Consider the following 13,389-nt stretch of genomic DNA (forward strand, 5'->3'; position numbering starts at 1 on the left):
GGTCGGGGATCACCGTTCCGGCAAGGTGAGGGTGCAGGACTCCCCCGGAGCGACCGAGACGGTTCGGTCCGGCAGTGCGATGTCGATCGGGGACTCGCCCGAGTCCGGGACGCTGACGCTCAACCTCCCTGCGCTCAGGCGCAGTTGTACGCCCCGATGGCCTCGGTAGCGGATCGTGAAGTGGTACTCGGACAGCTCCGGCAGCGGAACCGGGTCGAGCCGGAGCACTCCGCCGCGGGTCTCGAGGCCGGTCAGGCCGCGCTGGACGAGATCGAGGGTGCCCGCCATGGCGCCCAGGTGGATGCCCTCTCCCGTGGTGCCGCCCTGCAGGTCGGCGATGTCGCCCAGCAGGGCTTCGTGAACGTACGTCCAGGCGTCGGCGCGCCGGGCCCGGGCCAGCACCCAGCCGTGCACCAGGCTGCTCAGCGTCGAGCCGTGGCTCGTACGGCCGAGGTAGTGGTCGACGGTGCGGTTCCAGAGGGTGTCGTCCATCTCGTGTCCGAGTCGGCGGAACAGGCCGCCGAGTTCGGCGGGCGAGAAGAGCTGGCCCAGCATCAGCACGTCGGCCTGCTTCGAGGCCTGGTAGCGGTTGACGCTGTCGCCCTCGGACTCCAGGATCCGGTCGAGCCGCCGGATGTCGCCGTACCGTTCGCGGTATCCCGCCCAGTCGAGTTCCGCGAGGTCGCCGTAGCCCTCGAACTGGCTGATGACACCGGCGTGGAAGGGTACGTGCAGTCCGCGCGACACGTCGTCCCAGAGGCCGAGTTCCGCGGAGTCGAGGCCGGTCCGCTCGACGAGGTCCCGGCGGACGAGTTCGGGCAGCTCGCGCAGCGCGTCGAGGGTGCGGGCGAGCACCCAGGCAGCCGTGACATTGGTGTACGCGTTGTCGTCGAGCCCTGGTTCGTCGGCACCCGGGTAGGCGTCGTGGTACTCGTCGGGTCCGACGACACCGCGGATGCGATAACGGCCGAGCGAGCCGTCGTAGGCGGCGAAGCCGGCCCAGAAGCGGGCGATCTGCACGAGCATCTCGATGCCCTTGGTGTGCAGGAACTCGGTGTCTCCGCTCGCCTCGCAGTACTGCCACACGTTGTACGCGATCGCCGATCCGACGTGATGCTGGAGCCGAGAGTGGTCGGGCAGCCAGCGCCCGGAGCGCGGGTTCAGGTGCAGCTGCTGGGTCTCCTCGCGCCCGTCGCTGCCGCTCTGCCACGGGTACATCGCCCCGGTGCGTCCGGCGTCCTGGGCCGCCCGGCGGGCCCGTTCCAGGCGGCGGTGGCGATAGGTGAGCAGGGCGCGCGCGACCTCGGGGAAATGGAGGTTCAGATACGGCAGCACGAACAGTTCGTCCCAGAAGACGTGCCCCCGGTAGGCCTCGCCGTGCAGCCCGCGGGCCGGGACACCGACGTCCAGCTCCGCGGTGTGCGGGGAGAGTGTCTGCAGCACATGGAACAGATGCAGACGCAGGATCGGACCGGCACTGTTCGGGATGTCCAGGTCCGCGGTGCGCCACAGCTGTCGCCAGGCGGTGCGATGCGTGTCCAGCAGCGTCCCGAAGTCGGCGGCGCGGCCCACCCGTTCGAGCGCCGCGTGCAGCGGGTTCTTGATCGCCCGGTCGCGGGAGGTGTGCAGAGCGACCGTCTTGTCCACGGTCACCGTCCGGCCGTCGGTCAGGGAGAGCCGGAGCAGCCGGGCGGCGCGTCCCGGTGTGTGCGCGTCGGTGGCCCGGGCGGGCGCGTCGACGACCGTCCGGGCGGCCAGCGCGATCCGGATGCCGGAGGTGGTGGTGCGGCAGCGCAGCCAGTCCGTGTCCGGTGGGCGGGTGCCGGTGCGCGGGTGCGTGAGGTGGCGGGAGGCGAGTTCGCGGTAGCGCTCGACTCCGCTGTTGGTGACCGTTCCGTCGAGCGCCGATTCGATCTCGACGGGACCTGACCAGCCCTCGGCCGTCACCTCGGTGCGCAGCAGGGCGAGGTGGGGATCGGCCATGTGGACCAGGCGCAGCTGCCGCACGGCGAGGCGCCGGCCCTCCTCGTCCTGGTAGCGCGCGGTGCGCTCCAGGGTGCCCGCGCCAAGGTCGAGGCGCAGGTGGTGGTCGAGCAGTCGGTGGGAGTCGGGGGTGAGCCAGGTCCCGGTGGCGGTCCGCAGCCGGAGCGGCAGCCAGTTGGGGAGGTTGACCATGTCCTCGTTCTCGACCCGGCGTCCGGCCACGTCGGAGGTGAGGCGGTCGTAGCAGCCCGCCGCGTATGTGCCGGGGTAGTGGACGGCGTCCGCGGCGCACTCCGGGGCGGCGCCGCGGGTCGCGAAGTAGCCGTTGCCGAGGGTGCACAGCGACTCGCGCAGGCGTTCCTGTGCCGGGTCGTAGCCCTCGTACTCCCAGGTGCCGTCGCGCATGTCTCCATCCTCCGGTACGGGTGCCGTGCCGTCCCCCGGGGGCATGCTCCGGGGGACGGCGGACGGCGCTCGTCAGCCGGTCCAGGTCCAGTCCGCGACCTCGGGGAGGTCGGTGCCGTGCTCGCGGATCCAGTCGTGGTGGCGGGAGCGGGCGTCGGCCATCTTCTGGCGCACGGCGGCGGCACGGACGCCGAGGCCGGGGACGCGGTCGATGACGTCCATGACGAGGCGGTAGCGGTCCATGTCGTTGCGGACGACCATGTCGAAGGGGGTCGTGGTGGTGCCCATCTCCTTGTAGCCGCGTACGTGGAGGTGCCGGTGGCCGGTGCGTCGGTAGGCGAGGCGGTGGATGAGCCAGGGATAGCCGTGGTACGCGAAGATCACCGGCTTGTCCGTGGTGAACAGTCCGTCGTACTCGAAGTCGCTCATCCCGTGCGGGTGTTCCTCGCGCGGCAGCAGCCGGGTCATGTCGACGACGTTGACGACCCGGACGGCGACCTCCGGCAGATGGCGGCGCAGCAGGTCGCAGGCGGCCAGGATCTCCTGGGTGGGGACGTCACCGGCGCAGGCGAGGACGACGTCGGGCTCCCGGTCCCCGGTCACCGAGCCCGCCCAGTCCCAGATGCCGGCCCCGCGGGCGCAGTGGGCGCGGGCCTGGTCCATGGACAGCCAGTCGAAGCAGGGCTGTTTGCCCGCGACGACGACGTTCACGTAGTCGCGGCTGCGCAGCACGTGATCCGCCACGGACAGCAGGGTGTTGGCGTCCGGCGGGAGGTAGACCCGTACGACCTCGGGGCTCTTGTTGAGGACGTGGTCGACGAAGCCGGGGTCCTGGTGGGAGAAGCCGTTGTGGTCCTGGCGCCACACGTGCGAGGTCAGCAGGTAGTTGAGGGAGGCGATCGGGGCGCGCCAGGGCAGTTCGCGTGAGGTCCTCAGCCACTTGATGTGCTGGTTGACCATGGAGTCGACGATGTGCACGAACGCCTCGTAGCAGGAGAACAGTCCGTGCCGGCCGGTGAGGAGATAGCCCTCCAGCCAGCCCTGGCAGAGGTGTTCGGAGAGGATCTCCATGACGCGGCCGTGCCGGTCGAGGTGTTCGTCCACCGGAAGGGTCTGTGCCTGCCAGGCCTTGCCGCTGGCGCCGAAGACGGCGTCCAGCCGGTTGGAGGCCGTCTCGTCGGGGCCGACCAGCCGGAAGTCGCGGCGCTGCGAGGTCTCCCGCATGACGTGTTCGAGGAGGTCGCCCAGCACGCGGGTCGGCTCGTGCAGGGTGACGCCCGGCTTGTCGACGGGCACGGCGAACCGCTCCAGGGGCGGAAGCGGCAGATCGCGGACGAGGAGGCCGCCGTTGGCGTGCGGGGTGGCGCCCAGCCGCCGGGAGCCGTCGGGCACGCAGGCCAGCACGTCGGCCACCGGCCGTCCCTCGGCGTCGAAGAGCTCCTCGGGGCGGTAGGAGCGCAGCCAGGTCTCCAACTGCCGCAGGTGCTCGGGGTTCTCGCGGACTCCTGCCAGCGGCACCTGGTGGGCGCGCCAGGTACCTTCGACGGGCTCGCCGTCGACCTCCGCGGGGCCGGTCCAGCCCTTCGGGGTACGCAGCACGATCATGGGCCAGCGTGCCCGCTCGGCCACGCCGTCCTCGCGGGCGGTGCGCTGGAGCAGTGCGATCCGGTCCAGGGCCTGGTCGAACGCGGCGGCCATGGCACGGTGCACCCGCAGCGGGTCGTCGCCGGTCACATGGATCGGGTCGTGACCGTACCCTCGCAGCAGTTCGTCGAGTTCGGACTCCGGGATCCGGGAGAGCACCGTCGGGTTGGCGATCTTGTAGCCGTTGAGGTGCAGGATCGGCAGGACGGCGCCGTCGTAGACCGGGTCGAGGAACTTGTTGGAGTGCCAGGACGCGGCGAGGGGTCCGGTCTCCGCCTCGCCGTCGCCGATCACACAGGCGACGAGCAGGTCCGGGTTGTCGAAGGCGGCGCCGTAGGCGTGGGCGAGGGAGTAGCCGAGTTCGCCGCCCTCGTGGATGGAGCCGGGCGTCTCCGGCGCGACATGGCTGGGCACCCCGCCGGGGAAGGAGAACTGCCGGAACAGTTTCCCCATGCCCTCGGTGTCGCGGGACACGGTGGGATACGTCTCGCTGTAGGTGCCCTCGAGCCAGGAGTTCGCCAGCACGGCAGGGCCCCCGTGCCCGGGGCCCCAGACGCACAGCGCGTCCAGGCCGCGGGCCGTCACGACACGGTTCAGGTGGGTGTGGACCAGGTTGAGGCCGGGCGAGGTACCCCAGTGGCCGAGTAGCCGGGGCTTGATGTGCGCGGGGGTCAGGGGCTCGGTGAGCAGGGGGTTGGCGAGCAGGTAGATCTGGCCCACGGCAAGGTAGTTGGCGGCCCGCCAGTGGGCGTCCAGGGTGCGCAGTTCCTCGTCGGTCAGTACGGTGCTGTCCTGGTGTTCGACCTTGGTCATGGTGACTCCGTAAGTCATCGGGGTACGTCGGCGAGGCAGGTCAACGGGACGCTTCGCGTGAGGCGTCCTCGGGCGAGGAGGCGGCATGGCCGGCAAGAAGACGGCGAAGGTGCCGCTTGCGGCGTACGAGCGGGAGCTGCTGCGACTGCAGACGGAACTGGTCAAGCTTCAGGAGTGGGTGCGGACCGAGGGCGCCCGCGTGGTGGTGGTCTTCGAGGGCCGGGACGCCGCGGGCAAGGGCGGCACGATCAAGCGTGTGGCGGAACATCTGAACCCGCGCGTCGCACAGATCGTGGCGCTGCCCAAGCCGACCGAGCGCGAGCGCACCCAGTGGTACTTCCAGCGGTACGTGGAACATCTTCCGGCCGCCGGGGAGATCGTGCTGTTCGACCGCAGCTGGTACAACCGCGCCGGGGTCGAGCACGTCATGGGCTTCTGTACGAAGGAGGAGTACCAGCTCTTCCTGCGGCAGTGCCCGATCTTCGAGCGGATGCTGGTGGAGGAGGGCGTACTGCTGCGCAAGTACTGGTTCTCGGTGAGCGACGCGGAGCAGCAGAAGCGGTTCCGGCGCAGGCTGAAGGACCCGACGCGGCGCTGGAAGCTCTCCCCCATGGACCTGGAGTCGATCACCCGGTGGGAGGCGTACTCCCGGGCGAAGGACGAGATGCTGGTGCACACGGACATCTCGGAGGCGCCGTGGTTCGTGGTCGAGAGCGACGACAAGCGCCGCGCCCGGCTGAACATGATCGCCCATCTGCTCGACTCCGTTCCCTACCACGAGGTGCCGCCGCCGGTACTGGAGCTGCCCCGCCGGCCGCCGTCGAGGGGCTACGAGCGCCCGCCGCGCGATCTGCAGACCTTCGTCCCCGATCACGCGGCGAGCCTCTGAGCCGCTCATCCCCGGAGAGGCACGACGGCGACCGGGCAGGCCGCGTGGTGCAGGGCCGCGTGGGCGACCCGGCCGAGCTGCATCCCGATGTGCCCGTGACTGTCGTGCCGCCGGACCCCCACGACGAGCAGATCGGCCTCGGCGGAGGCCTCCAGCAGCACTTTGCGGGCGGTCCCCTCGACGGTGCGCCGGTGCACGTCCACGGCCGGACGGTCGCCCGAGGCCCCGCTCAGTGCCTCGTCCAGGATGTCCGCCGCGCGCTGTTCGTGCGTCCGGACGGGCTCGCCCTTCATCGGCGGGTGGTCGGTCGTCTCGTGCGCGGGGCTCCGCCAGGCCCGTACGGCTTCCAGCGGGACCCCGCGTTCCGCCGCCTCCCGGAAGGCGAAGCGGGTGGCCGCGTCGCCTTGCGAGGGGTCCCCGACCCCGAGGACGACCCGCCGGTGCCGGCCGGCCCCGACCTGGTTGCCGTGACCGCCGCGCAGCACGATCACCGGGCAGTGGGCGCGGGCGGCGACCGTGAGGCTCACCGACCCCAGGAGCCTTTCGGCGATACCGCTGCGACCCCGCGACCCGAGCACGAGCGCGGTGGCGCCGAAGCCCTCCGTCAGCAGCATGCTCACCGCGTCCTCGGGCAGCACGTCGGTGGTGACCTTCACCCCGGCGTCGCGACGGTGGGCGCGCTCGGCGGCGGCCTCGACGATCCTGTCGGCCATGATCTGCTCCGAGGAGCGGCCCAGCCCCTCGGCGAGGGCGGCGCCTTCGTAGCGTTCCCAGAGCGAGGCGTAGACCAGACGGAGCGGCAGACCACGCAGGGCTGCCTCGTCCGTGGCCCAGTCCACGGCGCGCATGCCGGGCTCGGACCCGTCGACACCCACGACGAGGGGCAGATCCACGGCGGTCAGCTCCCTTCGCCGAAGTCGAAGACGATCCGGGCCTGGATCCGGCCCTGCAGCACCTCGTCGATGGACTCGTTGACGGAGGCGAGGGGCCGGGACTCGCGGATGACTCTGGTCCTGCCCGCGGCGTGCAGTTCGAAGACCTCGGCCAGGTCCTGCCGGGTCCCGACGATGGAGCCGATCACGGAGGTGCCGTTCAGCACGGTCTCGAAGATCGGGACCGGGATGGTGCCGTGCGCCGGCATCGCGACCATGACGAGCTTTCCGCCGCGCCGCAGCCCGGTGTAGACCGCGGAGAAGGCGGCCTCGTTCACCGCGAGGGCGAGCGCGGCGTGCGCGCCGCCGTGGCGCTTGAGGACCTCGCCGGGGTCCTCCTTGCGGGCGTCGATCACGATGTCGGCGCCGAGTTCCGCGGCGAGTTCGAGTTTGTCGTCGGTGACGTCGATCGCCGCCACGGTCGCCCCGGCGATCTTCGCGTACTGCACGGCCAGGTGGCCGAGTCCGCCCACTCCGGAGATGGCGACCAACTGGCTGGGCCTGACGTCGGCGACCTTCAGGGCCTTGTACGTGGTGACGCCGGCGCAGGTGAGCGGGGCCGCGTCGAGCGGGGAGATCCCCTCGGGCACGGGCTGGGCGAAGTCGGCCCGGGCGAGCATCTTCTCGGCGTAGCCGCCGTCGCACCCGTAGCCGGTGTTGATCTGCTGCTCGCAGAGTGTCTCCCAGCCGGAGAGACAGTGCTCGCAGCGTCCGCACGCACTGCCCAGCCAGGGCACGGCGACCCGCTGTCCCACGGCCAGGTGGGTGACGCCGTCGCCGAGCGCCTCGACCAGGCCGACGCCCTCGTGCCCGGGGACGAACGGCGGGGTCGGCTTGACCGGCCAGTCGCCGTGGGCTGCGTGGATGTCGGTGTGGCACAGCCCGGAGGCCTCCACCCGGATGCGGACCTGGCCGGGTCCGGGCTCGGGGTCGGGACGCTCCTCGATGACCAGCGGCTCACCGAACGCTCGTACGACTGCTGCCTTCATGGAATGACTCTCCTTGCGCGGTCGGGCCGCGATCGGTGCTCGGTCGAGGGCGGCCCGTGGTGATCAGGGGTGCGGGACGACGGCGACGGGTGCGGTGGAGTGGTGCAGTACGGCGTGGGTGACCGGTCCGATGTGGGCTCCGAGCGTGGCGCGCCGGGCACGCCGGCCCACGACGACGAGCGACGCCTCCCGGGACGCGTCCACGAGGTGGTTGGCGGCCTTTCCGGACAGGGTGTCCTCGACGACCTCCACGGCCGGGTACTTCTCCCGCCAGGGGCGCAGCACGTCCGTCACGGCGGCGGCCTCCCGCGCGGCGAGAGCGGCGTTCATCTCGAGGTCCGGGGGCAGTCCGTACGCGATGTAGGGCGGCTCGTTCCAGGAGTGCACGACCCGCAGCGCCGTGGCCCGCAAGGACGCCGCCTCGAAGGCGAAGCCGATCAGCGTGGCGTCCGGGCCGGTGGTGTCGAGGCCCACCACGACGGGACGGAAGGGCGCCACGGCGGACGGTATGCCCGAGGGATCCATCAGGTGCTCGTCCGCGGCCTGTTCTCCGGCGCGTACGAACACGACGGGGCGCCCGGCGTGCGCCACGACGGCCAGGCCGACCGAGCCGACCATGAAGCCGCCCACGCCACTCAGCCCACGGGTGCCGAGGACCAGGAGTTCGGCGTCGTCCGCCGCCTTGAGCAGCGCCTCCGCGGGCCGGCCGGTGAGCTGTTCCGTCGTGACGTCGATCCCGGGGTGGCGTGCCCGTACTCCTTCGGCCGCTTCTCGCGGGATCCGCTCGCTCCAGTGCTGATGGGTCTCGTCACCGAGCAACGGCGCCTGGGCCATGGGGTCGGGTGCCGGTTCCCAGACGTTGACCAACCTGACCTGCAGAGCGCGCAGCCGCGCCTCGCGGGCGGCCCATTCGGCGGCGGCAAGGCTCTCGGACGAACCGTCGAGACCTACGGTGACAGTGCGGGGCATGGTGTCCACCTCCTGATCGGGGGCCGGATTCCAGCGTCGGGTCGAGACGGATGTGGGGGGCAGGGGCCGCAGGTCCCCGATGGGGGCCGTTCGGCCCAAGTCGGCGCACCCGGCCGCACGGGAGGCGGAACCCTCACGGGGTCCCGCTTCCCGCCCGGGGGCCGGTGCGGCCGTCGACCTGTGACCCGTCGGCCAGGTACGGGGCGGGCACCCACTCGGCGACCCGCATCAGCCCCACCTTCACCGTGCCCGCAACCTCGCAGATGCGCAGCACGAATCCGCCGATCAGGGCGAGGCCCCGGCCGAGCGACCCGGCTGCCCGGCTGCCCGGCCGTGACGAGCCTGTGGACCCTGGTGTCACCGGCCCGGCCCGGGGGCGGCGGATCCACGCCACCCCATCGATCGGGCAGCGACCCCGCCGGATCGGAAACCCTTGGCGGGCGAGTCACCGTCGCTCTGGCTCATTCCGGACGGGTGCACGGCCACCGCAATCGAAGAAGTCCTTGTCGAGGACGACCCAGAGGAGGGCGAACATCGTCAGCACATGCCAAGGCGGCGCGGACGCTGCACGAGCCCGTCGCCGAGTGGGCACGTCCGGCCACCTGGTGCGGCGGGCCTACGAGCGGTCCGCTGGGGGCGACAAGGCCTCGGCCTCACTCGGAGCCCGTGCCGAACGGGTCCTGCCCCGACGGGCGGCGGGGCGCGAGCGAATCAACTGCCCCTCACGGGCAGGTGCAGCACCAGGCGGAGACGCTGAGCAGGGCTGCCACGCCAGACGTGGCCGCCGCACGCCTGCCAGCCGCCCCGCCGCCCCGGCCCGGCGGGGCGAGGCAACTCCCAGGCGCCATGACCGAGGAAGGCCGGTAACCGTGCCCAGGGCGTGCCCGATCGAGCAGGGAACCACGGGGAACACCGGTCGATCGCGGGTGGGGTGGACACGGGAACGGCCCCCGACCGGGACACTTGATCAGGGGCCGTTCACCTGCGGTGGGTGTGGGATGTGAACCCACGGTGACTCGCGTCACGACGGTTCTCAAGCTTGTTGGCCGGCTGCATCGGCGCTCAGGTCCGCAGGCAGGTGAGCCACCACCAGACTGATGGCATCCTCAGCCGTCGCTACCTCTCCGAGGCGGGTCGCGCGACCGCCCGTGTAGACGCTGTATGGCGGCTCACCCAGCACGACGAACGGCAGATCATCAATCGGAGGCTCGTGCCACGGGGGAGCATCGCGGATGAACTTGAGCGTGCCGTGGGTGTGAAATGGAAGAGGGTGCGGAGCACGGGCTCCGCGTACGCGGCAGCCGCGATGGGCGGCAACGTGTCGTCGAACCAGCCTCGGGTCATTGGCCGACGCTCCAGCAGCCATGTCCACGCGGTCTCAGCATCAGGGGCCTCGGGCATGGACGTACGATCTTGCATCCGACAGACGCTTGGCAAGGTCTCCCCGTCGGTACAGCAGCGCCGTACCGCAACCGCGGCGACCGTCCGTGAACGCCCTTGACCTTTGAGGGCCGCCTGATCAGCTCGGCAGACCTCATCGACCCTCATGCCCATAGTGCGCATCGAGAGGCCAGGGGCCAGGGCCTTCGCGGGACCCTCGGCTGCGGACCTGTTGGGGCGGCCAAGTCATCGCGTTTCCGCAGGGCTCACGTCATCAGCCTTTCGCCCCTGTGTCACACTTCCGCCAGCCGTCAGGGCGCGGCCTTGTGAGGGGGGAGAGGGCATGGCATTGGCTATGTTGATCGTGCTGCTGGGTTTTTGGTGCGCGGGAATTGCGCTCCTACTCGCGGGCACCGCTGTCGGCATGTACGCGCTAGCCCTCGGGCGAGTACCCGGCCGACGGCTACAGCGCAACGTCGAGCACCCAAGGGTCTGGGGGGCCGGCGCCCTGTTGCTACTAGCTGGCGTGTTCTTCTCCAGGACGGTCGCGCTCATCGGAGCCGGACTCATCACCCTCGGATATGTCAAGAAGCCGACGTTCGATTACTGATCATCGACGGGCCCCAGAACGGACCGCCCAACCTCGCTCTTAAAGCGGGGCTCTGGCGCCGAGGGACGTCACCTTTCCGGGATCACACGGCTGGGCCGCTCAGCGGGTAGGCCAGGGCAATGACTCCGGTCCATGTCTGGGCCGCGTCCGGGCCGACATCCGTCCCGACCGGTTCCGCCGCCCGAAGGGCCGGACGCTGCGCGCTAGTGACGGGCGGCGAGGGAGTGGAACTCGAGCGCTCCGATCCCCAGGACGATGAACTGCACCACGCCGGGGATGCGCCATCGCAAGGCCAGAAGGCCACCACCCGTGACCACGACGCCACCGGCCAGGTACCACATGGCCCGCCCCGCGAACTTCTGCGCCTCGGGTGCGATGCTGCCGTCGTCGGTCCACCCCGCGAACCCATGGACGTACCACAGCCCGACGATGTACACGAGGTCGACGGCGAGCAGCAGTACGCCGACCATCACCTGCGCGCCGATGTACGGCTCACTCCCGCGCTCCACGCTCACTCCGGTCTGTTCGCAGTCACCGGTCCGCCGATCGCCCGCGGCCCAGCATGCCGACCCGGTACGTGCCACGCATGAGTACACGTACTCAGAAGCGAAGCGAGGACGCCCAGGACACGACGGCCAACCAGAAGTCAGTGGTGCCGGGATCCGTGAGCGATCGTCGTGGGCTCCCATGCCGACCACCGTCGCCGCAGGCAGAACCGAGCACCCCCCCCCGGCCGGGCGGCGTGCCTGTAGCGCCTCGGCACAACCCGCATGACCCGTCACTGACTGATCGACACAGAGCTCCTCACGGCAGGCGGCCGAGAGAGCCGTGCGGAGAACCTTGTGCGTCTCCTTCGAGGTGGCCGCGGTTGGACTACGACAACTACCATCGCCCCCACGGCCGCCTCGGCGGCCAGACCCCCTACGAACGCCTCAAGCAAAAGACCACGGCCCAGGCGTAATCGGTGATCGTCAGTTGCACACGAGTCCCGCATGCCTGCGGGATAGAACTTTCCCTACTTCATCAAGCACCCGGCTGCGCCCCGCTCCGCCGGGCGGGCTTTCCCGCTCCGCCCCGGCTGCGCCGACGCCCGCCCACACATGGACAGGGCCAGGGCCAAGAGTCGAGCACCGAGATGATCCGACGTACAAGTACGCCGAACTCGTCGAGCGCCCCGGTTCCTGACTTCAGCAGCTGACATCAACGGGCGCGAACAGCGGCGGCCGATGCTGGGCCTCACTAGACAACCAGTCGAGGCACAAAGCGAGTTGGCCAAGGTCGACGTCTCCCCTTGATCGACCTGATGAGGATGAGGCCAGACCTCAAAATCAGATTCCTAGACCGTTGCCCGCCGGACCTGATAGTCCCAGCGTGTGAGTGACCGGACGACGGTCTCGGCGCCAATGGGGTTGGCGCTGTGTACGAAGACCGTGCCGATTCGGAAGGGCCGCCCGTTGAAAGCGGCTTCTTCCATGAGGGTCACCACGGGCAAGATGCTGTCGTCACCGCCGAGGTCGTGGTCGAGCCAGAGTTCGTCGATGAAGCTGTCGCTGTGCTCTTGCAGGAGCTTGACACCTTCGCGGCTGCTGCGCGCGATCCGCGTGGTCCAGGGCAGCGGCCGGAGGTCATCTATGCCGAGGATGACGGGCGTTGGTGCGGGCGACTCTTCTTTCACCCGACCATTATCACGGCACGGCCGCGACCGGCTCAGGGGGCGTGATCGCCGAACTAGGTCGGTGCAGCTCTCGACGGTGGCACCCTCGGCGTCAGCGGCCGATATGGAGGTGAGCTGTGGCTACGAGACGCAGCGATGAGCGCATGGCACGGCGCGCCCGCTCAGTCGCCAAGCCCGCCGTCGGCCGAGGCACAGACGGGCTTCGTGTCCAACCTTTGACACTCCCCCTTCGCGAGGTGCGGTACAGCCACGAAGTACAGCAACCACAGCAACCGATCACGTCCCGCAACGCCCTTCGGAGACATGACGCGACCGCAACGACGGCAGGTGCCCGACTTCTGTAGAGCTACGGATCAGAAGGTTGCAGGTTCGAATCCTGCCGAGTGCACAGCTGGCCAGAGGCCCCGCGGAGGAATCCACGGGCCTCTGGCCTTTGTGTTGACGGCAGTGGTTGACGGCAACCGCTCCAGAGGAGCTGCCGCAGGATCGATGGGAAGGTGTCTGGCGAATCACGGGACCCATCTGGTGCGGAACTGAGTACCCGTACTCATGTGCCGCCTTGGGCACGTGGGCAAGGTGGCGAGTATGGAATTACCCGTTGCCCCTCCGGCCTTCGATGCCACCACCGGCTCCAGGCAGCGGCGCCGTGTGGACCGGGGTGCCGACATCGCAGCCGGGTGCGGTCTCATGCTCCTGGAGCTGATCGCCCTGGCGGTGATCTTCGGACTCTGGTTCCTGTCCGGTTTCGATCTCGACCCGGAAAAGACCGTCACGACCGATCCCCTGTGGGGCTATCTGGTCGCCGCCGGCGGAGTCGGAGTCCTCGCCGTTGCGGCGGCCGTGACAGCCGCATGGGTCGACGCCGTCGTGACGGTTGTCACCCAAGCTGTTATGGCCGTCTTGATCTTCATGATCTTCCTAGGAGGGGGTGAGGTCCAGTCTCACCAGGATCAGTTGTGCCACGACGTGCCGTCAGCAGCCAGTTGCAAGGACAGTGGCTAGGGCCTGTCCGGCGGATCATGTGACCACCAGGTTCGACAAGCGCGCCTATGTGCTCCACGGCACCGTCACCCTCGCCTCGATCCGGCTCTTGCTCCGCT

At 70.1% G+C, this 13,389-nt stretch carries 12 protein-coding genes; 3 read left to right on the forward strand and 9 right to left on the reverse strand.

The features are described from left to right. Window positions 1-9: 9 nt before the first annotated feature. Both OG788_RS05495 and OG788_RS05500 read right to left on the reverse strand, forming a co-directional pair. Window positions 10-2,388, reverse strand: coding sequence for a glycoside hydrolase family 65 protein (locus OG788_RS05495; protein ID WP_406369342.1), 2,379 nt, complete (start codon window positions 2,386-2,388; stop codon window positions 10-12). A 72-nt stretch (window positions 2,389-2,460) separates the two neighbouring features. Next, on the reverse strand, window positions 2,461-4,845 hold the full coding sequence (locus OG788_RS05500; protein ID WP_406369343.1) for a phosphoketolase: 2,385 nt from the start codon (window positions 4,843-4,845) through the stop codon (window positions 2,461-2,463). 85 nt (window positions 4,846-4,930) lie between these two features. Between OG788_RS05500 and ppk2 the strand changes: the two genes are divergently transcribed. Next, window positions 4,931-5,734: a polyphosphate kinase 2 gene (gene ppk2, locus OG788_RS05505; RefSeq protein ID WP_351556102.1), complete on the forward strand. Its 804-nt coding sequence runs from the start codon at window positions 4,931-4,933 to the stop codon at window positions 5,732-5,734. A gap of 5 nt (window positions 5,735-5,739) precedes the next feature. Here ppk2 and OG788_RS05510 read toward each other — a convergent pair whose 3' ends face one another. The 5 genes from OG788_RS05510 to OG788_RS05530 form a co-directional block, all read right to left on the reverse strand. Then, entirely contained in the window at window positions 5,740-6,627 is an 888-nt protein-coding gene (locus tag OG788_RS05510) for a universal stress protein (protein ID WP_406369344.1), read from the reverse strand. A gap of 5 nt (window positions 6,628-6,632) precedes the next feature. Further along, window positions 6,633-7,655, reverse strand: coding sequence for a zinc-dependent alcohol dehydrogenase (locus tag OG788_RS05515; RefSeq protein ID WP_351556096.1), 1,023 nt, complete (start codon window positions 7,653-7,655; stop codon window positions 6,633-6,635). Between the two features lie 63 nt (window positions 7,656-7,718). After that, window positions 7,719-8,624, reverse strand: a complete 906-nt coding sequence (locus tag OG788_RS05520; protein ID WP_406369345.1) for a universal stress protein — start codon at window positions 8,622-8,624, stop codon at window positions 7,719-7,721. Window positions 8,625-8,757: 133 nt separating this feature from the next. Next, window positions 8,758-9,018, reverse strand: coding sequence for a hypothetical protein (locus OG788_RS05525; protein WP_406369346.1), 261 nt, complete (start codon window positions 9,016-9,018; stop codon window positions 8,758-8,760). A 639-nt stretch (window positions 9,019-9,657) separates the two neighbouring features. Further along, complete coding sequence (locus OG788_RS05530; RefSeq protein WP_406376676.1) at window positions 9,658-9,990, reverse strand: DUF6193 family natural product biosynthesis protein; 333 nt, start codon at window positions 9,988-9,990, stop codon at window positions 9,658-9,660. 357 nt (window positions 9,991-10,347) lie between these two features. On the opposite strand from OG788_RS05530, the gene OG788_RS05535 reads away from it, so the two are divergent. After that, window positions 10,348-10,614, forward strand: coding sequence for a hypothetical protein (locus tag OG788_RS05535; protein ID WP_406369347.1), 267 nt, complete (start codon window positions 10,348-10,350; stop codon window positions 10,612-10,614). 203 nt (window positions 10,615-10,817) lie between these two features. Here the strand turns inward: OG788_RS05535 and OG788_RS05540 are convergent, their stop codons facing one another. Continuing rightward, window positions 10,818-11,123: a hypothetical protein gene (locus tag OG788_RS05540; RefSeq protein WP_406369348.1), complete on the reverse strand. Its 306-nt coding sequence runs from the start codon at window positions 11,121-11,123 to the stop codon at window positions 10,818-10,820. A gap of 827 nt (window positions 11,124-11,950) precedes the next feature. Further along, window positions 11,951-12,289, reverse strand: a complete 339-nt coding sequence (locus OG788_RS05545) for a cyclic-phosphate processing receiver domain-containing protein (RefSeq protein WP_406369349.1) — start codon at window positions 12,287-12,289, stop codon at window positions 11,951-11,953. 585 nt (window positions 12,290-12,874) lie between these two features. On the opposite strand from OG788_RS05545, the gene OG788_RS05550 reads away from it, so the two are divergent. Beyond that, window positions 12,875-13,291, forward strand: coding sequence for a DUF6234 family protein (locus OG788_RS05550; RefSeq protein WP_406369350.1), 417 nt, complete (start codon window positions 12,875-12,877; stop codon window positions 13,289-13,291). Window positions 13,292-13,389: the final 98 nt, after the last annotated feature.

Origin of the sequence: Streptomyces sp. NBC_00647, assembly GCF_045207245.1 — a bacterium.
Lineage (GTDB): Bacteria > Actinomycetota > Actinomycetes > Streptomycetales > Streptomycetaceae > Streptomyces.